The 24126-nt window shown below is 41.0% G+C and carries 25 protein-coding genes and 1 pseudogene; 19 read left to right on the top strand and 7 right to left on the bottom strand.

Annotated features, from left to right (window positions below; genetic code table 11):
* The 4 genes from ERX29_RS07495 (at position 1) to ERX29_RS07480 (ending at position 2812) form a co-directional block, all read left to right on the top strand.
* A complete protein-coding gene (locus tag ERX29_RS07495; protein ID WP_133444084.1) occupies positions 1–534 on the top strand; it encodes a DNA-3-methyladenine glycosylase I in 534 nt (177 codons plus the stop codon).
* 5 nt (positions 535–539) lie between these two features.
* Complete coding sequence (locus tag ERX29_RS07490; RefSeq protein WP_243720007.1) at positions 540–1574, top strand: S66 family peptidase; 1035 nt, start codon at positions 540–542, stop codon at positions 1572–1574.
* 23 nt (positions 1575–1597) lie between these two features.
* Positions 1598–2347 (top strand): class I SAM-dependent methyltransferase, encoded by a 750-nt coding sequence (locus ERX29_RS07485; RefSeq protein WP_133444083.1) that lies wholly within the window; start codon positions 1598–1600, stop codon positions 2345–2347.
* 66 nt (positions 2348–2413) lie between these two features.
* Positions 2414–2812: an NUDIX hydrolase gene (locus ERX29_RS07480; RefSeq protein ID WP_133444082.1), complete on the top strand. Its 399-nt coding sequence runs from the start codon at positions 2414–2416 to the stop codon at positions 2810–2812.
* A gap of 123 nt (positions 2813–2935) precedes the next feature.
* Here the strand turns inward: ERX29_RS07480 and ERX29_RS07475 are convergent, their stop codons facing one another.
* Positions 2936–4072: an MFS transporter gene (locus ERX29_RS07475; RefSeq protein WP_133444081.1), complete on the bottom strand. Its 1137-nt coding sequence runs from the start codon at positions 4070–4072 to the stop codon at positions 2936–2938.
* 156 nt (positions 4073–4228) lie between these two features.
* On the opposite strand from ERX29_RS07475, the gene ERX29_RS07470 reads away from it, so the two are divergent.
* The 4 genes and pseudogenes from ERX29_RS07470 to ERX29_RS07455 all read left to right on the top strand — a co-directional run bounded on the left by ERX29_RS07470 (position 4229) and on the right by ERX29_RS07455 (position 8582).
* Positions 4229–4867 carry a tetratricopeptide repeat protein gene (locus ERX29_RS07470; RefSeq protein ID WP_133444080.1) on the top strand — a complete coding sequence of 213 codons (639 nt, stop codon included), beginning with the start codon at positions 4229–4231 and terminating at the stop codon, positions 4865–4867.
* A gap of 12 nt (positions 4868–4879) precedes the next feature.
* Positions 4880–5413 carry a GNAT family N-acetyltransferase gene (locus ERX29_RS07465; RefSeq protein ID WP_165981098.1) on the top strand — a complete coding sequence of 178 codons (534 nt, stop codon included), beginning with the start codon at positions 4880–4882 and terminating at the stop codon, positions 5411–5413.
* Positions 5414–5511: 98 nt separating this feature from the next.
* Positions 5512–6990, top strand: a pseudogene (locus ERX29_RS07460) (BCCT family transporter).
* Positions 6991–7235: 245 nt separating this feature from the next.
* Positions 7236–8582 carry a YjiH family protein gene (locus tag ERX29_RS07455; protein WP_133444078.1) on the top strand — a complete coding sequence of 449 codons (1347 nt, stop codon included), beginning with the start codon at positions 7236–7238 and terminating at the stop codon, positions 8580–8582.
* A 78-nt stretch (positions 8583–8660) separates the two neighbouring features.
* On the opposite strand, the gene ERX29_RS07450 is transcribed toward ERX29_RS07455, so the two are convergent.
* The 4 genes from ERX29_RS07450 to rarD form a co-directional block, all read right to left on the bottom strand.
* On the bottom strand, positions 8661–8981 hold the full coding sequence (locus ERX29_RS07450) for a heme oxygenase (protein ID WP_133444077.1): 321 nt from the start codon (positions 8979–8981) through the stop codon (positions 8661–8663).
* Between the two features lie 27 nt (positions 8982–9008).
* A complete protein-coding gene (locus ERX29_RS07445; protein ID WP_133444076.1) occupies positions 9009–9725 on the bottom strand; it encodes an SDR family NAD(P)-dependent oxidoreductase in 717 nt (238 codons plus the stop codon).
* 105 nt (positions 9726–9830) lie between these two features.
* A complete protein-coding gene (locus tag ERX29_RS07440; RefSeq protein WP_133444075.1) occupies positions 9831–10091 on the bottom strand; it encodes a SunI/YnzG family protein in 261 nt (86 codons plus the stop codon).
* 144 nt (positions 10092–10235) lie between these two features.
* Positions 10236–11141 (bottom strand): EamA family transporter RarD, encoded by a 906-nt coding sequence (gene rarD, locus ERX29_RS07435; protein ID WP_165981112.1) that lies wholly within the window; start codon positions 11139–11141, stop codon positions 10236–10238.
* Positions 11142–11260: 119 nt separating this feature from the next.
* Here rarD and ERX29_RS07430 point away from each other — a divergent pair, with 119 nt between their 5' ends.
* The 8 genes from ERX29_RS07430 (at position 11261) to ERX29_RS07395 (ending at position 18611) form a co-directional block, all read left to right on the top strand.
* Positions 11261–11812, top strand: a complete 552-nt coding sequence (locus ERX29_RS07430; protein WP_133444073.1) for a hypothetical protein — start codon at positions 11261–11263, stop codon at positions 11810–11812.
* Positions 11813–11892: 80 nt separating this feature from the next.
* Positions 11893–12399, top strand: coding sequence for a metal-dependent hydrolase (locus ERX29_RS07425; RefSeq protein ID WP_133444072.1), 507 nt, complete (start codon positions 11893–11895; stop codon positions 12397–12399).
* Between the two features lie 65 nt (positions 12400–12464).
* The gene (locus ERX29_RS07420; RefSeq protein WP_133444071.1) at positions 12465–13652 is read left to right on the top strand and encodes a UTP--glucose-1-phosphate uridylyltransferase; all 1188 of its coding nucleotides are present in this window, start codon (positions 12465–12467) and stop codon (positions 13650–13652) included.
* An 8-nt stretch (positions 13653–13660) separates the two neighbouring features.
* The gene (locus ERX29_RS07415) at positions 13661–13891 is read left to right on the top strand and encodes a hypothetical protein (RefSeq protein ID WP_133444070.1); all 231 of its coding nucleotides are present in this window, start codon (positions 13661–13663) and stop codon (positions 13889–13891) included.
* Between the two features lie 86 nt (positions 13892–13977).
* Complete coding sequence (locus ERX29_RS07410; protein ID WP_133444069.1) at positions 13978–15159, top strand: efflux RND transporter periplasmic adaptor subunit; 1182 nt, start codon at positions 13978–13980, stop codon at positions 15157–15159.
* A 140-nt stretch (positions 15160–15299) separates the two neighbouring features.
* Positions 15300–16031 (top strand): MerR family transcriptional regulator, encoded by a 732-nt coding sequence (locus ERX29_RS07405; RefSeq protein WP_133444068.1) that lies wholly within the window; start codon positions 15300–15302, stop codon positions 16029–16031.
* 89 nt (positions 16032–16120) lie between these two features.
* Entirely contained in the window at positions 16121–16993 is an 873-nt protein-coding gene (gene ypfJ, locus ERX29_RS07400) for a KPN_02809 family neutral zinc metallopeptidase (protein WP_133444067.1), read from the top strand.
* Positions 16994–17057: 64 nt separating this feature from the next.
* Positions 17058–18611 carry an amidohydrolase gene (locus ERX29_RS07395; RefSeq protein ID WP_133444066.1) on the top strand — a complete coding sequence of 518 codons (1554 nt, stop codon included), beginning with the start codon at positions 17058–17060 and terminating at the stop codon, positions 18609–18611.
* Between the two features lie 26 nt (positions 18612–18637).
* Here ERX29_RS07395 and galE read toward each other — a convergent pair whose 3' ends face one another.
* On the bottom strand, positions 18638–19612 hold the full coding sequence (galE, locus tag ERX29_RS07390) for a UDP-glucose 4-epimerase GalE (protein WP_133444065.1): 975 nt from the start codon (positions 19610–19612) through the stop codon (positions 18638–18640).
* A gap of 183 nt (positions 19613–19795) precedes the next feature.
* On the opposite strand from galE, the gene ERX29_RS07385 reads away from it, so the two are divergent.
* Positions 19796–20269, top strand: a complete 474-nt coding sequence (locus ERX29_RS07385; RefSeq protein WP_133444064.1) for a SepA family multidrug efflux transporter — start codon at positions 19796–19798, stop codon at positions 20267–20269.
* 62 nt (positions 20270–20331) lie between these two features.
* Here ERX29_RS07385 and ERX29_RS07380 read toward each other — a convergent pair whose 3' ends face one another.
* A complete protein-coding gene (locus ERX29_RS07380; RefSeq protein WP_133444063.1) occupies positions 20332–21792 on the bottom strand; it encodes an alpha-amylase in 1461 nt (486 codons plus the stop codon).
* Between the two features lie 154 nt (positions 21793–21946).
* Here ERX29_RS07380 and ERX29_RS07375 point away from each other — a divergent pair, with 154 nt between their 5' ends.
* Together ERX29_RS07375 and ERX29_RS07370 are read left to right on the top strand one after the other, a co-directional pair.
* Positions 21947–22993: an Mrp/NBP35 family ATP-binding protein gene (locus tag ERX29_RS07375; RefSeq protein WP_133444062.1), complete on the top strand. Its 1047-nt coding sequence runs from the start codon at positions 21947–21949 to the stop codon at positions 22991–22993.
* Positions 22994–23006: 13 nt separating this feature from the next.
* Positions 23007–23702, top strand: a complete 696-nt coding sequence (locus tag ERX29_RS07370; protein ID WP_133444061.1) for a KinB-signaling pathway activation protein — start codon at positions 23007–23009, stop codon at positions 23700–23702.
* Positions 23703–24126 lie beyond the last annotated feature (424 nt).

Here is a 24126-nt window from a genome sequence, read left to right as displayed (position 1 = left end):
ATGAAACGTTTTACATGGGCGGATTCTCATCCGTTAATGAAGGAATACTATGATACCGAGTGGGGAAAGCCGGTTCATGACGATAGGTTGTTATTTGAGCTGCTGATTCTGGAAGGATTTCAGGCGGGTCTGTCATGGTTAACAGTGCTGAAGAAAAGAAAAACGATGGAAACTGCATTTAATGGGTTTGATGTTGCTGAAATAGTGAAATATGATGATAACACAATCAATACGATTCTAGAGATGCCTGATATGATCAAACACCGGGCAAAGATTGAAAGTGTCGTGACCAATGCATCTGCATTTCAGGACGTGCAGAGAGAATTCGGTTCTTTTTCTGGCTATCTGTGGTCTTATGTAAGCGATGAACCACTTGTCCGTTATTATGAGCTGGAAGCGGATGTTCCTACTAAAGATGAATTATCTGAGAGAGTCAGCAAAGACTTAAAGAAACGTGGCTTTAAATTTGTAGGTCCGGTCGTTACATATTCGTATTTAGGAGCAGTCGGCATTATCCAGGATCGATTACGATAAAAAGGATGATGACTTTGAAATATCCAGAAATGACACCTGACTATGTCATCGGTGTGACACCTGTATCTAATGGGATTTACCGGGAAACAGAAGATTTATTCAAAGAGACGTTTAAACGGATGGAAGAACGCGGCTTTAAGATTAAGAAGAAGGATGAAATATGGGGGCAGGAGAATGCTCGTGCGTGTTCCGGAGAAGAACGTGCTCAAGATCTGATGGAAATGATGAACGATGAAGAAGTGGATATCATCATGCCTCCATGGGGAGGGCATTTAGCAGTCGAGATGCTCGAGCATCTGGATTTCAGTAAACTGACACCTAAATGGATCACCGGTTACTCAGATATCTCAACAGTGATGCTGCCGATTACGTTGAAAACTGGTATAGCGACAGCTCATATGGCGAACATCGTAGATCTTCGCGGTGAAGAGATGGACGACGTGACGGGCAGATGGTTTGAAGTATTGAATACTCGAGCGGGTGAAACTGTCCGGCAAGTCTCTTCAGAACTCTATCAGGAAGAATGGGACCATGAGCATCCGACATCAATCGTCTTTAAGTTATCGGAACAGACAGAATGGAAAGGTTTTGACGCTGAAGGCGAAAGAGTATCCGGTATGCACATGGAAGGCAGGATGCTTGGAGGCTGCATCGATTGTATCCGCCATCTTATCGGTACGGAATACGGTGATATCAAGCAGTTCAGAAAACAGCACACAGACGGCGAATCCATTCTCTGGTATATTGATGACAGCGAACTGGATACTGTTGATTTTAAGCGGTCACTTGTACAGATGCAGTATGCCGGGTGGTTTAATAACTGTGCAGGAATTATATTCAGCCGTGTCGGTAAACCGAAAATGAAAGAAAGCTATCAGTATAAGGATGTCTACCGTGAAATGGCGACAGCGCTTAATGTGCCGGTATTGTATGATGTTGACTTTGGACATAAACCGCCTCAGATGACGATTATTAATGGGGCTTATGGTATGATAGATATGGAAAAAGGTAAGGGGCAACTGATGCAGCAATTCATTTAGCTTTATGCAAGGGGGGAACAGATATGGATAACACCGAGCTGTTTACAAGCAAAGCAGAAATATATGAACTTGGCAGACCATCTTATCCAGATGCATTGCTGGCGTTTATGAAGGATCAGTTTATGATGACAGAAGAGACCATCGTCGCTGACATCGGTGCTGGAACAGGGAAATTCACTGAAAAACTGCTGGACCTTGGATGTCAGGTATTTGCTATTGAGCCGAACCATGCTATGGCGAATGAATTAAGAGATGGATTAATGTGCAGTCAGCTTTCTATCAGCGAACGACCGGCGGAGCATAGCGAGCTGGAAGATAACAGTGTTGACATGATTACAGCAGCTCAGTCGTTTCACTGGTTTGATACATCTAAGTTTAAGAAAGAATGTCAACGTATTCTAGCGGGCAACGGTCCGGTCTGTCTTATATGGAACTCACGAATTGAAGATGCACCCATCAATCAACAGACACATTCAGTATTTGAAGAACACTGTCCGGGCTTTAAAAGTTTTATCGTTGGAGATGACAAGACGGAAGAAAAAATCAATGATTTTTTTGATGGGAATTTCGAATTATTTGAACTCGATTATCCGCTTGACTATACATTGAAGAAATTTGTCGGTAGATGTGTTTCTGCGAGCTATTCCTTAGATCCATCTCACGAAGACTATCCGGCATTTGAACAGGCATTGACCGAGATGTTCAACAACTTTGCAGAAGATGGCAAAGTCCAGGTGCCGAACATCACGCGCTGTTATTACGGCTATATCTAATCTGATAAAAATACACACTTCAGCGTGAAGTGTGTATTTTTATAGATGTTTTTAAAGGAGACGACTATGAAAGAGTTCAAAGGAGCGGCAGGTATTTGTATAAAAGAAAATAAAATATTAATGGTACTTCAAGGAACGCCGGATGAAGAAAAACTTTGGACTGTTCCTTCAGGAGGACTGGAAGAAGGAGAACAGTATGAACAATGCTGCATAAGAGAAGTTTATGAAGAAACGGGCTTTACTGTAAAAATCGTTCAGTTTCTTTCAACTAAAGAGACGACTATTAAAGATTTCAAAGTAACTGTTCAATACTTCTTGGTTGAAATAACTGGTGGAAGTTTAACCTTGCATGACCCTGATGAACTAATACATGAAATTGCCTGGATAGATTCAGAGAGACTTAAAGAAATAAAATTGTCATTTGAAGAAGATAGGGAACTGCTTCTAACATATTTAACGGACTAAAAGATCTGGGAAAGTCTAAAGTAATTGAAGTCCAGCAAAACATGGACCGTATTCATCAAAGGCGGCCCAGAAAAACAAGAAACTTAGACATTCCACCAAAACGTGGACCGTATTTACAACTTGTCACCGTTTAATTGTCATTGCAATCAGCAGACAGACAATTCCTAATCCAGCCGCAATATATGTACTGAATGATGGAGCAAAGTATTCGACGAGTATGCCGCCGATCAATGCACCGAATCCGATGCCTGCATTTAATGCTGACATATTCCATGCCATGATCTGGCTCGTGTCGCCTTCGACTTGATTGATGATTCCCATTTGAATGGCAGGGTTTGTTCCCCACTCTGATAAGTTCCATATAAGAATAACGAATAGCAGCAGTAAATAAACAGGCAGTGTCAAGTTAAGCAGTAAAACCGATAGAACGAATACTGATATACTGATTAAGAGCCATGTGCGGCTGCCGAGTCTGTCGGTCATGGCACCGCCAAGGCTTGTACCGGTCATGCTACCGATACCGGCAACGAACAGTGCGATGGATACTTCTGATAAATGATAGCCGCCGTTAATCATGATGGGGCTGATATATGTGAAGACGGCAGAATTTGCAGCTAGTATTAGAAAGGTAATTGAAATATATTTCGCTGCTTCTTTCGGATGAAGAAGTCTTGATTTTGTTTCTCCTGCTGGTTCATCAGCAGCGGGTGTTATTTGATTAGGCAGCTGGAACATCAGTAGTACCGCAGCTATTAGACTGACACCGACAATCATCCAGAACGTCGCACGCCAGCCGAACATCTCACCGATTTTAGTTCCGATCGGTACGCCGAACACATTAGCACCGCTGAATCCGATATAGACGAGGCCAAGCATTTTACCGCGGACTTCCGGTTTGCTTAAGACGACCGTCAATGCCAGTAATTTCACGACAATGAGTGCGGCTGCAGCAGAGGCGATAATGCGGCCTATGACAATGACTATAAATGTCGGCCCTGCTGCATTGATGGCATTACCGGTCATAAAGACACCCATCGTTATCAGCAGCACCCATTTCGGATTATATTTTTCGGTCAGCTTGACGAGGAGAGGGCCGGATAATGCAAAGGTGAAGGCATAAATCGTCACCAGCTGTCCTGCGAGGGCTTCTGAAATATGTAAGTCATCACTGACAAGTGTCAGAATACCGGCAATCATCAGTTCTACCATTCCAACAACAAAAATACTGAGTATAAATGTAAATAATTTAGTATAAGACATAAGAATCCTTTCCGCTTAGTTGTATGATGATTATAACAAATGTAGCGGGAAGAACAATCATACACAAATTATTGTTAAACTTATCACTTATAATAGACTTTCAATTTTTCTCGGTTTAAACTTTACTTAACAACTAATTAACGGGGTGGACACCAAATGGATATCAATGAAAGAATCGACCAGGCATTTGAAGCGTTTCATGAAGGAGACGAACGGGAAGCGGAACGTTTATTCGCTTTACTGAAAAATGACGTTTCTCCAGAAGATAAAGATTACAATCAATATTTAAATGCATTAGGTTATTTCTATACATTAAAACTCAACTTAGACAAAGCACGAGAAGTTTACCAGCAGCTGCTTGACAAAGCTGATACTGCTGAAGACAAATACGCTGCAATTCATGAGCTGGGTATTGTTTCACGGATGGATAGTGAGTTTGAAGCAGCAAGAGATTACTTCGCTCAGGAAGAAGAAATCATCAGTTCAGATTTCCCTGACGACAACTTACTGAAATCCATTAACCGCTATGAGCTGGGTTATGTGTATATGCAGGAAGGAAACTATCCTGAAGCAATCGATATTCTTAATGAAGCACTTAAACTTGCTGATCTTGCCGGGGATGCACTTGGAATCGGTTCAATTCACCGGGCGCTTGGAGAACTGAACGCGGCACAGGATAAACGAGACGCTGCGAAGGAACATTTCACTTCAGCGAAAAAGAACTTCAGAATTGCTGGCGAAGATATCAGTGTGCAGGAAATTGAGATGCTTGAGTCTATCATCTTTGAAGATTAATCGTATTTTTATATGACGAAGGGATTGATGGTGATGATTAAGGAATTGACAGTACCTGAACTGCCGGAATATGTAGAAGAAATTGCTGCACTCCATCTAGCAAGTTTTGATGACAAGCGGACGATGCGTCAACTGTGTGATGATCTGTTGAAATACAGTGAAATCCAAGGATTCAGATGTTTAGTCAGCGTGCGCGGAAATGCTGTGAATGGGTTTCTCTTTGGCTATACGAGTAGTCCGGAGCAGTTTTACCGCGGTCTGATTGATCAGTTCATTTCTGTTGAAAATCAGGAAATTCTGAATGGATCATTTGAAGTTGTTTCATTAGCAGTTAAGCAGGGGGACAGGCAGAATGGTATCGGTACAAAGTTACTGCAGGCACTGACAGCTGAACCAGGACGCTATTATTTGACATCAGATGTTCATGATGTACGAGCTAATGCTTTCTATTATAAGAATGACTGGCAGTTGATAACGAGTAATCTTAATCTCCATCCAAACATTGCTCCTAAAAATCTATACTATAAACAAACAGCTCATGTGTAATGAAGACAGGTCAATAATCCTGTCTTTTTTTTGAATACTTCTGTAGATATAGGGAAATAAGTAGTTTGTCTATATAAAAATCTTACAGGAGGTCACACATGAGAAAATTCTCTCCAGTCTTTTATGTTTCAGCACTCATTTGTGCGCTATTTGTTATATGGGGACTGATTTTCCCGAAAAACATGCAGACTGTGACAGCACAGCTGACGACTTGGATTTCAGATAGTTTCGGCTGGTATTACTTGATCGTTGTCGCAGTAATGCTTGTTTTCTGTATTTACATACTGTTTTCCCCGTTCGGTGATATTAAGTTAGGTGAACCGGACGAAGCGGCAGAGTTCTCGCTGCCGTCATGGTTTGCGATGTTATTCAGTGCAGGTATGGGGATGGGACTCGTCTTCTGGACGACGTCCGAACCGATCAGCCACGCTTTTAAATCTGCACCAGAATCTAAAGAAGGCTCTAAAGCGGCAATCAGCGAAGCCATGCAGTATTCATTCTTTCACTGGGGCATTCATGCCTGGGCAGTTTATGGTGTTGTTGCTTTAGCGCTTGCTTACTTCAGCTTCTATAAAGGGTATCCAGGTCTGATCAGTGCGACACTTGTTCCATTGTTCGGTGAAAAACGCATGGCAGGACCACTCGGTAAGCTCATTGATATACTCGCGATTATTGCTACTGTTATGGGAGTCGCGGCAACTCTTGGCTTTGGTGCGGCACAGATCAATGAAGGATTAAAATATTTATTTAATGTACCGAGTAATTTCATGGTCCAGGTCATTATACTGATTGTATCGACCGTACTCTTTACATGGTCTGCCTGGTCAGGGATAGATAAAGGAATTAAAATGTTAAGCAATATCAACATGGGGCTTGGATTTATTCTGTTACTGCTTTTATTTATTGTAGGACCGAGCTTGTATATTCTTAATATGTTCACAGATACATTAGGACGTTACATCGCAAACTTTCTGGATATGACATTACGTACTGAAGCGATGAGTACTGAAAAACGTGCATGGATCAACGGCTGGACAATATTCTACTGAGCGTGGTGGATTGCCTGGGCTCCATTCGTGGGTATTTTTATTGCTCGTGTATCACGAGGACGGACCATCAAAGAATTTATCTGGGGTGTATTAGTTGTCCCTGCTCTTGTTTGTTTTATCTTCTTTGCTGTATTCGGTTCATCCGCTTTAGATCTGCAGCAGAAAGGGATTATCGACTTATCTAAATTCCCACTGGAGACAACGACATTTGCCATGCTGCAGCATTATCCGCTAGGAAGTATACTTAGCTTCATCACATTATTTGTCATAGCGTTATTCTTTATCACATCAGCGGATTCTGCAACATTTGTTCTAGGTATGCTAAGTGATAAAGGCTCAATACATCCACCGGCCATTGTCAAAGTGACATGGGGATTGCTGCTTTCTATTATCGCGGGGATCGTCATGTATTCCGGTGGAACGCAAGGTCTTCAAAATATTTTAATTATTGCTGCACTACCTTTTTCATTCGTTATTATATTTATGATGATTTCTTTGCTCAAGGCACTAAGAAAAGAGCACTTGTAATACCATTAGTTAAAATATTATATAGTAAACCGTTTGGAATTTTTAAATCCATCCGGTTTCTTTTTTATTTTTATTGTAAACGGTTTCATAGTTCTGTATAATCATTCATGGTCAGTGTATGAACTACACTTCAAGTGATAAATAATATTTAATTAAATTAATGAATATTAATACTTAATTATGCTATCATAATTTACGTGAATGTATTTTTATTACTTAGAGTGAATATTTTTTTGGAGGAATTTATGAACAGCTATACAGAAAGTCAACGTAAAAAAGGAATGTGGAAATTCATCATTGCATCGCTTATTGGTATATTTCTCTTCCTGACACCGCTCCATGTTGACGGAGAGACAAGTTTACCGGTTGCAGTTCTTGCAGGCAAGTTCAAAGAATTAATCGGAAGCTTTATGCCGACGTTAATTTATATCATTATTATAGCTTCAATTTTACTGACGTTTTATTTCTCATTAACTCGATCGACTAAAACACCTTTTATCAAAAACTTGTTCGAAGTAAACTGGGTGTGGCTGCTCATTCGACTGCTTGGTGGTATCTTCGCGACAATCGTTTATTTCAATTTAAACGTGCCATGGATCAATACCGAAAATACGGGTGGACTGATTTATGACGGTTTACTGCCTACTTTAATTACGGTTTTTTTCTTTGCAGGAATATTCCTGCCGTTATTGATGGATTATGGTCTATTTGAATTTATCGGTCCGATGTTCTCACGTATAATGAGACCGCTGTTTACACTTCCTGGTCGGTCCGCTGTTGAAAATCTGGCATCATTTGTCGGGGATGGTACAGTAGGAGTGATGATGGCATCTAAGCAGTATGACGAAGGATTTTATACAAGACGTGAAGCGACAGTTATAGCGACAAGTTTCTCTGTTGTATCAATCACATTCGCTATCGTCGTTGCTAAAGAAGTAGATTTAATGAACCACTTCTTCTACTTCTATTTCACTGTCATTGTTTCCTGCCTGGTCGCAGCTATGATCACTCCGAGAATATGGCCGCTTAGACAGATTGCAGATTCTTATTCGAACGGTTCAACAAAACGCTTGAGTGAAGAGACACCTGATACACACAACGTTATTTCCTATGGTTTTGAAAATGCAGTTGAACGAGGAATTAAAGGTCCGGATGCAAAAGGACTGCTTATGCTTGGAACACGTACAGTAATGGATATGTGGTTTGCAGTGCTGCCTGTTGTTATGTGTATCGGGACAATCGCAACTATCATTGCAGAATATACAAACTTCTTCACATGGGTTGGTGCACCGTTTGTACCGATCTTAGAGTTGATGCACGTACCGGAAGCAGTCGCTGCTTCAGAAACAATTCTGATCGGATTTGCTGATATGTTTCTGCCGGCTATTCTGATCGTTGATGTAAAAAGTGAATTGACAAGGTTTGTTGTTGCAGCACTAAGTATCTCGCAGCTGATCTATTTATCAGAAGTAGGCGGTGTCATACTCGGTTCTAAAATTCCTGTCAGTCTGCCGAAACTGTTCGCAATTTTTATGATCAGAACTATTATTATTCTGCCAATCATCGTATTGATGGCTCATATTATATTTTAATTGAACTGAATAACAATAAAAACGTGGTCTTCAAATGGTATTTGAAGGCCACGTTCCATATATAATAATCAATCTCTATTATTTCTCAAGCTTTGTTTCTAGTTTAGCGATGACAAGCTCTGAGCCAAGCATCGGTGATTCCCCTTTGTCTCCGCCGCCTGCTGGTCTGCTGTGGGCTTGCTTGAATGCGTCTGATGTTTTCCATGCTTCGAAGTCTTCTAATGTTTCCCAGTACGTATTGACGTGAAGCTCGTCGAATTCTTCATTTCCCTGAACAGACCATGTTTCAATCTTGATAAAACCTGTTAATTCCTGAATAGCGCCACCTTTTGTGAACATAGGTGCCATCTTCTCGGCAAAGCCGGATTTCATTTTAATGCGGTTAGTCACTATAAACATTTGAAGTCCTCCTGATTTTTACATGCTTTATTTCTGCTGCGGGTTGGTTGCCCATATTTGATTGGTTTTCACGAACACTCTGCGATTCAGCTGCAGTTGACTGACGATGACATCTGCGATATCTTCTGCGTGAATCATTGTATCTGGATCAAGTGAAGTCTCGCCAATTAAATCAGTCAGTACGGCAGAAGGATTGATGGTAAACGTGCGGATGTTGTGCTTTCTCATTTCTTTCATGACACCTTCAGTCAAACCTGCCAGTGCAAACTTCGTCGCTGAATAAGCCGCTGTCTGTTCAGATGAATTCACTGCTGACATTGAAGCGATATTAACGATATCACCTGTTTTCTGCTCAATCATGTGAGGCAGAACTTGCTGCATCATGTGATAAGGTCCCATAACATTCGTCTCAAGCAGTTCACGGAACATCTCTTCGGTCGTATCTAAAAACAATTCATGATCCATAACGCCGGCGTTGTTAATCAGTATATCTATCTGACCGAACGTTTCCAGTGTATGGTCAACAGCTGCTTTAATATCATCTTTATTCTTCATATCGGCAACGATTGCGGCCGCGTCAACATCGTACTTGTCGATAGCTGATAGTGTTTCCTGTAATGACTTAAAGTTGCGTCCTGTAATCGCGACATTGACGCCTTTACTTGCGAGTTTCAAAGCAAGAGCACGGCCAATCCCACGAGACCCACCTGTAATTAATGCTGATTTACCTGTTAAATCTTCCATGTCCAACCTCCTTTTGATAGTTCTATCGTATCAGAGACCTTATAATAAACACTAATCATATGGATAAAGTGCAACAAAAAAACCATCCATGAAGGATGGCACATATTATTTATTTAATTCGTTAAAAATCTTTTTGTCATTATGAGTGTAGATGATGTAATGTTTGTCTTTCGTGTCTAAAAGAATGCGATTTGTTTTGCCGAAAGTAGAACCGATTCTCACAACGTTAGCTTCGTCTTCGTTTGTACTCGCGTAAATATTAGTGTCTTCTTTAACGCTGACGATATCTTCATTAGGGATGACGATGTCTGCTACACGCCATTTAATGTTGATTTCCTTATCGTTCTTAGTTACTCTCATTGCCATTGCTAAACACATCCTTATCGTTTTTATAGCTTAAATATACTGCATTTTGTACCCGCTTACAATTGAAGTGGTACTATTAAATGAAATTAACCGTTTTTTAATTGTTTTGAATGCATTTGAAGTATTTTGGTAGAAATCCTATAGTCATGAGGTGAGTTTTCTTCGTTGTATTCTATACTGCTGATATTTTGTATAGCTATAAATAATAAGACCGGCCCAGATAAAGGCAAATGTAATTAAGTTGTCAGTGCTGAATTCTTCATTATATAAGAACACGCCCTGGATGAACATTAAGGTCGGTGCAATATACTGAAGAAATCCGATAAGTGACAATGGAATTCTAGTGGCTCCTGCAGTAAATAGTATAAGAGGAATCGCTGTTAATATTCCTGAAAACAGCAGGATGCCGCTGTCAATGTTGTAACCGAAGTTGCTCATGTCGATTGACTTTAAATACCACAGTCCGATGAGTGCCAGTGGTAAAGTAGCAAGGCACTCAAGAAGTATAGTGAATATCGCGTCCATATGAACATTCTTCTTGATTAATCCGTATAATGCGAACGATATAGCAAGAAGCAGAGATATATAAGGGACTTCGCCGATAGACAATGTCATATAGAGGACCCCGATGGCGGCTAAAATAATAGCAGTCCATTCCATTTTTGAAAAGCGTTCTTTCATAAAAATCATACCGAGCAGGATGCTCATCAATGGATTGATGTAGTAACCGAGACTTGCCTGCAGCACATGATGGTTCGCAACTGCCCAGATGAAGAGTCCCCAGTTGAAGGCAATGACAATGCCTGCAACGAACAGACTGACCGCTTCCTTTTTGTTCTTCAGTAACTGTATGGTCTGTTCTTTAAAGACACGCGTTTTTCCGAGAATAATAATCAATATAACCATAAAGACAAATGACCAGATAATGCGGTGAGCGAGGATTTCGTAGGCATTGATATCATCAATCAGACGCCAGTAGAAAGGAAGAATGCCCCATAGAAAGTAACTGTTTGCCGCAAAAATAATTCCTTTTTGTTGTTCAGACATGATCTGCCTCCTTACGTATTGCTATTATCATAACAGAAATAATACGGTATACTATAAATAAATTCACATTTTCACGATAATCAGTATAATGAATAGATACAGTATAAGTTAGGAGAGAAACGATGAAACAACTTATAGTGCTGGTGTTATGTCTCACTGTCTTTTTGGCGGCATGCAGCAACGAACCGAAAACTGAGAGTAAGAAATCTTCGTCACCTAAAGTAGAGGTCAAAGTCAATAAAGCAGATGAAGCAAAGAAAAAAATCGAAGCAGCTAAAGAACGCGGGCGCAAAAAATCAGATAAGACAATTGAAGAAGACAAGTTTGATACAGAAAAATATAATCAGGCAAGACTTTGTCTGACAGATACAAGTATGGCAGGAACTAAAGATTGTACACGTATCGAGAATTCAGAAGAATATTCAAGAGCCTGGAACAATTTGACGAATGAAGGCTACATCTGCCAGAGCGGTCATTGTGCTCAAGTACAAAAGTCAGAAGAACCTTCAACAGAAGCGGTGACAGTAGAACCAGCCACGGAAGCACCAGCAACAGAAGCGCCATCAACAGAGGCGGTGACAGAACAGCCACCGGTTGAAGAAGCATCGACTGAATCACCTATTGATCCAAGCGGTCTATCGACAGAGGCGCCGATACCAGACGTCGCCCCTTAATCATTAATACCAGCATATAAGAATCTACTCTTTAGTAATAAGAAGTAGATTTTTTTATTGCTGGAGAATAGGAGCATGCTATGACAGGAAAAACTCATGCTGCGTTCGGCATATTGCTCGGCACAGCGTATGCATTGAATACAACACATGATATCGGAACGAGTGCAGTGATCATCGGAACTACAGGCGTATTCAGTATTCTGCCGGATATCTGTCATTCGGGAAGTAAGGTCGGTAAGGAATTTAAACTGTTGAGCAGATTGATCAATTTCTTTTTCGGTCATCGCACAATCACGCATTCCTTATTATTTATGGCAGTTATAGCCGTCGTTATGACATTGATCAACATCGATTTTACTTACATTATTTGTGCGATGATTGGTATAGCGAGCCATATACTGCTTGATATGATGACCCCACGCGGTGTAGCTTTGTTCTTTCCGATCGATTTTAAGATCACTACACCGATTACTTTCAAAACAGGAGGAGTCCTCGATTTATCTCTTGCAACAACTTTTTCTGTTCTGACTGCTTATTTAATCTATACTGAAATGTTTCATCGGACAGTAGACTGGATACATTTATAATGCACAAATGATATAATCCACTTATAATAGAAAAGAAATTATTGACGTAACTAAAAGGAGATTCTATGGCTAACATTCAGGACTTACCAAAATATAATCATCATCTTATAACAGAGATGATGACCATGATGTCTGAAAATGAGAAAAATAATCTTGAGCAGCAGCTGGGTACGCTTGATCTGGACGAGATAAAAGCACTGTACGAGGAGGTTTATGTCAATCGTCATGTCGAAGTGCCGGCTGGTGAAGTGACAGATGTGGTCACTGAAGTAAAAGATGAGATGACAGCCGAACGCGTGCAGGAACTTGAAACTCTTGGTCTTGAGGCGATTCAGGCAGGAAAGTTTGCGGCACTGTTAATGGCTGGCGGACAAGGGACGCGTCTCGCTCATAAAGGTCCTAAAGGAACTTTTTCATTCGATGGCATGAGTCTTTTTGAAATGCAGGCAAGTCAGCTGAAGACGTTAAACAATCAGCTGAATATTACCATTCAATGGTTTATCATGACGAGTGATATTAATCATGATGAAACAGTCGATTTTTTCACAAATAATCTCTATTTTGGTTATCCGGAGTCAGCAGTCACATTTTTTAAACAGCCCAATATCGTTGCGCTCTCTCCATCAGGGGAGCTGCTGCTAAACGAAGGCAGTACATTGCTGACAGCACCGAATGGCAACGGCGGTGTATTCGAGGCAATGGCTGCGACAGGTATATACGATGCAATGACGGAGCATGGAATTACACATGTCTATTTAAATAATATCGACAATGTACTTGTGAAAGTACTGGATCCCGTGCTATGCGGCCTAGCAGTAGAGTCTGGTTCAGACGTGACGACAAAAACCATTGCACCGCTTGAAGGAGAAAGTGTCGGGCGAGTGATTATGGCAAATGGAAAAAAACGAGTAATGGAGTATACTGAGCTGCCGGAAGGTATGGAAAATACTTTTAACAACGCCAACATCGGTATTCATATTTTCCGTCTTGATTTTCTCAGAGAAGCATCGCTTAAGCAGCTTCCTTATCATTTAGCCATTAAAAATCTTGCCCAGCTCGATGATGACTTTGAAGTTGTTAAGAAAGAGACGCTGAAATTTGAAAAGTTCTACTTTGATATTTTCCAGCATGCTGAGACATTTAGTACATTGCAGGTTGAACGTGCAGCTGAGTTCAGCCCGCTGAAGAATAAAGAAGGTAAAGACAGTATCGAGACAGCGCGTCAGGCACTAAAAGATAACGGCGTATTGTAGGTGACGACATGTATCCATATATCGGAATGAGCGTTATTGCACTGATCAATTTTTATTTCGCCTACTATTATATAATAGGCGGAGGACGCGGCGCACTGACATGGATGGGCTTTGTATCATTACTGGTAGGACTGCTGTTCCTGCTGCTGTTAAATCGCTATCATCGGTCAGTGAAGCGTCAGAATATGAAAGAGTTCAATGCACACATCAAGTCAGATGACGATAGACTCATCAAGTAATTTACAAAGATTTTATATGTTCTTAACATCAGCGTATTTCTTTATTGATAAACTGATATAAAAATAATTATGTAGAGGGCTATGTCATGAAAAAGAACTGGTTCTGGCCGGTGGTATTGATCATTGTAATACTTGGACTCATTGTCATCAGTGGTATTTACATGGCACTCCGGACAATTAATGCGAATAATACATTGGATATAGATGAGCGTATGAAGAATCATGTCATCACTGTCGACGGAACAGCCAGACAGAAACTTGGATTTTATTATTTAACAGGCTCGCTGAAAGAACCTGTGCTGATGCATGTGCAGACTGGAGACACAGTCCAAAAAGATGATCCGTTGTTCACCTATGTCGATCAGAAGCTGAACAATGAAGAAACGGAAATCGAATTGCAGCTCGATAATAAGCGGGTTGAAAAAGAGCAGGTAGAAGGTCAGATTGCAGCTTATGAAGACAGACGGCTGGATGCAGACTTTGAAGAAACAGCAACTATTGATGCGCAGTTGAACTGGCTGGATTCTGAACTGACAAAGGCTGACAATAATATCAGCATTCTTGAAGAGAAACAGAAGAAGATAGTCAAGAAGATTGATGAACTGACAGTTAAAGCAGGTGCAGACGGGGAAGTGCTGGCAGTCGATGATGAGCAGGTCCAGGCATTTACGAGTGATAGACAAGATCAGCCTGTCGTGACGCTTAGTGTTGACACGCTCCATATTGATGGAGCAGCTAACCGCTACGAAATGCAGTTCCTGGAACCGAACTTAAAATTAAAAGCTGTCAGTCCTGAAGTTGATGATCACATATATAAAGGTCAGCTGGAGTCAATCAGCAAAACACCGATCGAACATCTGGAGACAGGAAAACTGACAGAAACGGCTCACGATGAATCAGTAGAACCAGTGACTGAAGAACCGACGACAGAAGAGCCGGAAGACAAGCCGATAAGTAATACGAAGTTCCAGTACACAGGATTTCTGAGCAAATCAACAAATCTTGTCGATGGTGACGAGATGAATGTTAAAATTTATCCATCATTTAAAGATCATATCTGGCTGCCTGAACGCTTCGTCAAAAAGGAAGTCGTGACAAAGGATAAAGGAAAAAAACTGACGGTACCAATTACTAAGTACTATGTCCAGAAAGTTTACGGAGAAGAGACGAATAAAGAACTCGTCACTATAAAAAAACATGTGGGTGGTCAGTATCTTGTGACGAAGGGCCTGTCATCCATCGATAAAATATCAGCGTTTGATCGTTAAGTATGACTGCTGATATAATATTAAAATAAAACGCTCTGGATATTCCGCCTAGGAATCACCGGGCGTTTTACGTTATTTTTCACAAAATATATTGACCTTAACGCGAGGTCACCCTTTATAGTAATGGTGGAGGTGATGAGATGTGGATTAATGAAGTAAGTGAACTGACAGGCCTGACGAAGAGAACATTACGGTATTACGATACTCTCGGGCTGGTTAGCCCTGAAGCAGATGAGTCGGGATATCGGAATTACAGTGACGAAGATTTGGAGCGTTTATATCGTGTCATGCTGTATAAAGGACTCGGTCTCTCGCTTGAAAGAATTAAAGAATCACTCGATGAGGAACTGTCGTTAGAACTGCTTCAAGGACAGCTGCAACATCTTGAAAAGGAAAGAAACAGAGTGGATGAGCAGATTAATCTGCTTAAAGCCGCTATTATCAGTAAGGAGGAAAAACATATGACTAATCGAAAATTTGAACAGTTTAAACAACAGCAAATCGATTTTAATGAACAGCATTATGGAGAGGAAATCCGCAATCAGTATGGAGAGTCAGCTGTCGAGGCAGCGAATGCAAAGTTTAATGGGCTGACTGAAGATGAATATAACGACGCATCAGCGATTGACGCACAGCTGAAAAAATTGCTGACTGAAGCAGTTCATACGAAAGCATTGCCGTCGGATAAAATTGGAGCGGACATTGCAGAACTTCATAAAGCTTGGCTTAATTATTACTGGCCGAAGTATAACCGTGAGATGCATCTCGGGTTGATGATGACGTACGAAGCCGACACACGATTTAAAGATTATTATAATGTGACTACCGGCGCCGCAGATTATTTAATAGAAGCCATCAAGTGCCATATTTAATTTTTCTATGAAATAATGATAAATTTTATTCTATAATGGGTATTAGACAATAAGTTATTAATTAACAGCTTATTTTAGGAGGACACATTATGGAATGGCAAGGTAGGCAGGGAAGCTCTAATGTAGAAAATGTCGGAGGCGGCGGTGGTCGCGGACTCGCAGTCGGTGGTGGCGGTGTCGGTTGTCTCGGGATTGTTGTTGCTATTATCTATATGCTGATGGGTGGAGACCTATCTGATATTTTAGGAGGCGGTCAGCCGGATCAGCAGCAGACACAGCAGCAGACTCAGACTGATGAATCAGGACAGTCTGCTCCTACTGAACGTGAACAGTTCGCTAGTGTTGTACTGAAAGACACTGAAACAGTATGGCATAAACTGTTCCAGGAAGAAGGACTGACTTACGAAGAACCTAAGATGGTGCTATTCTCTAATGGTGTCAATACCGGCTGTGGTAATGCAAGCTCATCAATGGGACCATTCTATTGTCCGGCAGATGAGAAACTCTATATCGATTTAACGTTTATGGATGAACTTGATCAGCGTTTCCAGGCGCCTGGTGACTTTGCGATGGCATATGTTATCGCTCATGAAGTTGGGCACCACGTTCAGAATCAGTTAGGGACCGCTTCTAAGGTTAATCGCCTGCGTCAGCAGTTAAGCGAGAAAGATTATAACAAATATTCTGTAGCGATGGAGCTTCAAGCTGATTATTATGCTGGTGTGTATGCTCATTATGAACAGGAAATGGGCGTTACTGAAGAAGGCGATATTGAAGAAGCGATTAAAGCTGCCCATGCTGTCGGTGATGATACGCTGCAAGAGCAGTCAATGGGGCGCGTTAATACAGATACATTTACTCATGGTTCTAGTGAACAGCGTATGAAGTGGTTCAAGCAAGGTTATGAATCAGGAGATATACGCGGCGGTAACACATTTGAAGCATTAGGTCTTCAATTATAGGCATGAGTTTCATTTAAAGATATACTAGCGATAGTATATCTTTTTTATTTTAGGGGGAAATAAAATGAAAATTTATCATAATGGATTGATCTATACAATGGAAGCAGAAGAGAAGACTGCTGCTGCAGTTGGAGTAGAAGAAAACCGGATTGTTCAAATATTTGAACGTATACCTGAAATTGAGGGAGCGGACTATATCGATCTTAATGGCGGAGTGATGCTGCCGGGTTTTATTGACACACATATTCATCTCGTCGGAACGGGAATCGCTCTTGGGGGAATCGATTTCAGGGATGACCGGACTATCGATGAAGTTAAAGATAAGATCAGGAAGGCAGCAGAGGAACTGCCGCCTGATAGCTGGCTCATCTGTGAGGGTTATGATGACAATCAGCTGAACTACAAGCTGACGCGGCAGGAACTGGACGCATTGACATCCCACAAAGTTCTGGTGAAGCGAATTTGCCGCCATGCAGCAATTGTCAATAGTGCAGCACTGGATTCGCTTAATATCAGAGAAAACGTAGAAGATATGGAAGGCGGCCGTTTTGAACGTGAAGCGGGTATACTGAATGGCTGGGTCCATGATAATGCTATGGAACTGTTTGTTGATGCGAGCGTTCATGAAACTGAAGAATCACTGTGTCAACATATGGAACGTGCAGCAGATGCCATGCATGCCGCAGGACTCACCGCGATTCATACAGAAGATCTCGGGTATTATCATGATTTCCGCAATGTCTTTAATGCTTATAAGAAGACATTCGGTAAAGGAAAGAAGCAGCTGAGACTGAACCTGCTTCGTCATACTTCTATTTTTGAAGAGCTGATTGCCGAAGGTTATACTTACGATACTTGGATAAAAGCCGATTCCATGAAATTCTATGCAGACGGGGCGCTCGGCGGAAGAACTGCATTATTCCGCGCACCTTATCATGATGCACCTGAAACATCTGGTCTCGCTATTTATACACAAGAAGAGTTGGAAGCGGAAGTCAGAAAAGCACGCGCTTATGGTGAAACAGTAGCGGTTCACATGATCGGTGACCGCGCCTGTGAGATGGTGCTTGACGCGATCGAAAAATATCCGCCGATAAATGGACGTGACCGTTTGATTCATGTCAGTTTTCTTGGAGAAGACTTGGTGAAACGGATGGCACAGCTGCCGGTTATATGCGATGTGCAGCCATCGTTTCTGACTTCTGACTTCCCTTGGGCGATTGACCGTGTCGGGAATGAACGGATTGAATATGCCTATGCCTGGAAGACGCTGCTGAATCATGGAATTGTAATCGGAGGAGGCTCAGATGCGCCGATTGAAACGTTCAACCCACTCGTTGGAATTGATGCTGCAGTGAACCGCCGGCCATTCAATGATGACACTCAGTATACTGTGCATGAGTCGCTAAGCGTATTTGAGGCTATCAAATTATATACTGTACTTGCAGCAGATGTCGCTGAACGTCCTGATAACGGGCTCATCAAAGAAGGATATCTCGCAGACTTTACCATACTGGAAGACGACCCGTTTACAGTCGTTCCGCTGAAGATCCATCAAATAGAAGTATCCATGACTGTTGTAGACGGAGACGTCATCTACGAAAAAGAGAGAAAATAAAAAAACTGTCCGGATGGACAGTTTGATTAAAATTGTTTACGCCAGTGAAAGTCTGATTGAATAATTTCTTCAAGTGAATGTTCCGGAACCCAGTCCAGTCTTTCGCGGGCTTTCCCGGCATTGGCCAGCACGAAATCAGGGTCTCCACTGCGTCTCTCAGAAATTTTCACATTCAACGGAATGCCGGTGATGCGTTCGGCGGTATCTGCCACTTGTTTGACAGAATAACCTTGCTCTGTTCCTAAATTAAACACGGTAGACTGACCACCGTTAAATAAGTAATCCATGCCTAACTGATGGGCGCGGGCAAGGTCACATACATGTATGTAATCGCGGATGCACGTACCGTCTGCTGTCTGATAGTCATCACCGAAAATCTCAAATACTGGTCTTTTACCGAGCAGCGTCAAGTTAATGGAGGGGACAAGGTGAGTCGGATTTTCCGTACGTAGACCATTTGACGCATCCATTTCAGCACCAGCAACATTGAAGTAGCGGAAAATCACGTAGTTCATCTGATAGCGTTCGCTTACCCAGTGAATCATCTGTTCACCGATATGTTTTGAAGCTGCATATGGATTTGTTGGTGCTACCTGAGTTGTTTCTACTGCTTTGATATTGAAACAGTTATTGCCGTAGATAGAAGCAGTTGAAGAAAACATGAACTTTTTGATTCCTTTTTCTGCAACAACTTTAAGTACTTCATTCAACCCCGAAACATTATGATGGAAATATTTCAAGGGCTCTTTCACACTTTCACTAACAACGATTTTACCTGCACAGTGCAGAACTGCTTCCACCTGTTCCTGATCAAGAACATTGCCGAACGCTTGGTTATCACGGACATCTAACTGGTAGAACACTGCACGTTTATCAACTGCGGATGCATGTCCTGTCGACAAGTCATCAGCCACTATCACCTTATAGCCAGCATCTAATAATCGTTTAACAGTATGTGAACCGATATACCCGGCTCCACCTGTCACTAAAATAGTGTGCATAATGTTTCTCCTCTAAATGTATAATTAAAAATATTATAACATGAAAAAATTGTATTTTTTAGTTATTTTTCTAGTCAATAAAGTTTTACTTATTTAGTTAAATCATGTTATCTATTAGTAATTCGGAGGATTTCTAATCGTGTTATAATAATAATTCTAAAGGATTCAGGAAGAAGGGATAGAGTGAAAGGCTTTAAAGTCAGTGGCAGGACGCTTGTAACACTGCTGATTATTGCATCTATTGTGCTGCTGTCAGGCATTACATTCATACTGATGGTCGCATTCGGTTTATTTGGCTTGAGTCGCATTTTAATCTATTTAAAACTCGCTGAATTCAATTATAATCAGAGCTTTATGGATAATTTATTTTACTATGGGTCCTATATTATTTCAGGCTATTTTCTGCTTGTTTTCATAGAATTTGTATTCGATGAGCTGAAAAAAAAATACCCGGACCATTCTTTTTTCCATGGTTTCAAGTTTCATATATTTATTGTCTTGATCAGTACATCTGTATTTTATTTGTTTGTCCATCTTAATTATGAATATATTAACATCAATTACTTTGTCATATTATTCGTGATAAGCGTACTCTATGCACTGACTGAATTATTCTATCCCGACAGTGAGAACTTGAATCAGAACAATGATGATTAAAAAAGGACATTTCTGTAATTGCACTTAAGCACAATTACAGAAATGTCCGTATGTTTTAATAATTAATCTTCTTTCTGACAATAGACAGAAACACTGCCAGGGTTCACTTTGAATACACCGTTGCCTTCTTCATCAATGATTACTTCTTCGTCACGTGTATTGGTATAGTCAATCCATACTTGGCCTTGACGTTCTTTGCCGACGAACATCTGTTTTTCGGCATCTTCTGTCCCGCTGTTGATGATAACGGCACAGCCGGATTGATCAACTTCTTTTGCCCCTCGTCTTACCCAGCCGATTACATTTTCATGGTCAAAATAGTCATCCTGCAAACCGAATGCTTTCTTTTTGCGTATATATAATAATGGATCAATAGCCATCTGCTTACTATCGACAGGCTGGTCGCCTGAAATTCCGTAATAATCTCCGTAAAATACTACAGGGAAACCATCATAACGTAATAAAATAAGAGCATAAGCACTTTGTTTGAACCAGTCTTTGACAAACGATTCCAGAGCTTCTCCTGGCTGAGAATCATGGTTATCGACAAATGTCACTGCATTCAATGGATTTTCCTTGACGAGCGTATTGTCAAAAATTGTTCTTAAGTCATAGGCAGCCCCGGCTTCTGATGCTTCTTTAAGATTATAATGCAGTGCGACATCGAACAAATCCAATGAATAATCAGCATCTACAAGAAAACTTTCATTCGTCTGCACGTCTGCTCTCCAAAATTCACCCACGAAGTAAAAGTTATTATCTGTATGTTCATGCATCGCCTGAACGAAGTCACGGACGAAATAACTTTCAATATGTTTGATAGCGTCAAGACGCATACCGTCAATTCCGAGTTCATCAATCAGCCATTTTCCCCAGGAGATCATTTCATTGCGGACATCCGGATGTTTATAGTCGATATTACTGAACATCAAATAGTCAAAGTTTCCTTTTTCATCGTCAACATTTTCATTCCAGCCTTTATTTTCACCGAGAATCCGGTAAACACCTGTATTGCCGGTCGCATGATCATAATCTGTACCGTTAAAGTGCGTGTAGTTCCAGATGAAGTCGCTGTATTTGCCTTGGCGCCCTGGAAATGTGAATTTCGTAAACCCTTCAATATCAAATGGTTCAGAGATGACTTCTGTTCTATTCTCACCATCTACTTCAACAACCTGGAACATTTCTGTTTCGTCAGCTCCAGCTTTATGGTTCATTACAATATCCACGTAAACTTTAATATCATTATCGTGACATGCTTTAATCGCTTCTTTTAAATCTTCTTTCGTGCCATATTTAGTGCGCACGCTGCCTTTTTGATCAAACTCACCGATGTCAAAGTGATCATAAACACTGTAACCCGGGTTCTGATTATTATCTGCTTTAGTAACAGGGGGAATCCATACAGCATCAATTCCTCGTTCTTTAAGCGTTGCGGCATCTTCCTTCAATCGTTTCCAATGATTGCCGTCCCCATTTGTGTGCCATTCGAAATACTGCATGATTGTATGATTTAAGATCATTGTTGTCCTCCTGAAGTGCTTAGTAGTCTATTAATAGCCTTTATTATACTCTTTCAATCCTAAAGTAGTTAAAAAATTGTCAAACAATTGATTTATACAAAGCAGCGGTTTTTTGTTATTCTAATAGTAATGAATAATTAAAGGGGCGTTTAATGTGTTAACTATAGAAGCTGCTACAAAACTTCTCGGCGAAATCGCTGATCCGATTCTCAATGTTCCACTGAAGGAGACGGGCGGTGTTAAAGAAGTATCTATAAAAGAAGAAAAAGAGCATGTCAGCGTTAAAATCGCAATCGCTAAGCTTGGCGGCCAGCCACAGCTCGATCTTCAGACAAAGATTGTTGAATTATTGAAAGCAAATGGTGCACGAACAGTGGGTCTTAGATTTGATCAGCTGGATGATGCAGCACTTGAACAGTACCGTGGGCAGACAGGTTCAGAGATTGAACGTCGTCTTCAGGATACAGAGTTCATTTCTATCGCTTCAGGTAAAGGCGGTGTCGGTAAATCAACCGTCTCGGTTAACCTTGCTGTTGCACTTGCCAGACTTGGTAAGAAGGTCGGACTTGTTGACGCGGACATTTATGGTTTCAGTGTACCTGACATGATGGGGATTACAGAACGTCCAGGAATAAAAGGAGAATCGATAATACCGGTCGAACGTTTCGGAGTGAAAGTTATCTCGATGGCGTTCTTTGTAGAAGAAAATACACCAGTCATCTGGCGTGGACCGATGCTCGGTAAAATGATCAATAATTTCTTCCAGGAAGTAGAGTGGGGAGAGCTGGATTATATTCTGCTTGATCTACCGCCTGGCACAGGTGATGTAGCGCTTGATGTTCATGAGATGCTGCCGAAGAGTAAAGAAATTGTTGTGACGACGCCGCATCCAACTGCTGCATTCGTCGCAGCTCGTGCAGGAGCGATGGCGCTGCATACTAAGCACGATATTTTAGGTGTAGTGGAGAACATGTCCTATTTTGAAAGCCGTGAGACAGGGAATAGAGAGTACGTCTTCGGAAGCGGGGGCGGGGAGAAACTCGCACAGGAACTGAATACAGAATTAATCGGTCAGCTGCCCCTTGCTCAGCCGGACTGGGACGAAAACGATTTTGCGCCGTCTGTGTATGCAGCAGATCATCCACTTGGCGTTATCTATAGAAATATGGCTGCCAAGATCATAGAGAAAACAGAGAAGTAAGAGAGGCACAGTTGTGACAATTCGAAATTTAGGTAAGTTTTACGGAACGACTTTACTCATCGGTCTGATATCAACGCTGCTCGTCAGTCTGATATTCGGCTATGACCGTCTGACGGTTTATCTTGTTAAAGGGCAGATCGGTGAGTTTTTAGCAGCATTTATCTGGTTTATAGGATATGGTCTATTGATTGCTTCAATCAGCCAGCTGGCATATTTCAGCTATTTATTTATCCATCAGCTGGGTATGGGAATCTTTCGTTCAGCATGGAATCCGATTCAGGCAGTTATCACTGTATTTGCATTATTTGATCTTGTCTACTTCCGTTTTCTTAGATTCGGTAGACAGCAAGGTGATATTCAGCAGTTCATCTGGATTCCGATTCTTATATTAATTGCAGCGATCCTTGTCAGCTACTTCAAAGTAAAGATGACAAAGACCAATGTTGTTATTCCAGCAATGTTCTTCATGATTGTAATGACAACAGTAGAACTAATTCCTTTCCTGCGAGTAGAAGATACAACGTGGCTATACTGTACAATTTTCCCGCTTTTACTTTGTAACGCCTATCAGCTGCTTATACTGCCGAAATATAATGAGGCATCGCAGCAGGAACGCTATGCGCGCAAAGTAGCAAAAGGCGAAATTGTACCGGAAAAGAAAGCTGCCGTGAAAAATACAAGAGTAGTTGCAAAGAAGAAGAAAAGATGACTCTATAAAATATCAGCTTGAGAACTTTAAGTTCTCGGGCTTTTATTTTGAGATAAACATCATTTTGAAAAAGCTGAAAAAAATTGATTTAAAGTGTTGACTTTAATATCTCACCTTGATAAGATATAAAAGTCGCTGAAAACGACATAGACATTGAAACACGAGTGATTAAGAAGTTGCTTGAAAGTGTAAAATTAATACTTGTATAAGTGGATGAAACACTATATAGTATATAAGGTAGTCTTAATTCTTGCAGAGAGATAAAAGTTCTGCTAAAATGAATTTTGAACCCCAAAATGAACATTGAAAACTGAATCGCAATATGTCAACGTTAATTCCAAAGCATGACAGCAATCTCTGATTGCTAGTCAGACTTGCGAAGCTGCTTTTGCAGCTTTGTACAGTCAAACGAGTGATTGCCATA

The organism is Macrococcus lamae (genome assembly GCF_004359545.1).
Taxonomy (GTDB): Bacteria; Bacillota; Bacilli; order Staphylococcales; family Staphylococcaceae; genus Macrococcus; species Macrococcus lamae.
This window is presented reverse-complemented; position numbering and strand designations above follow the sequence as displayed.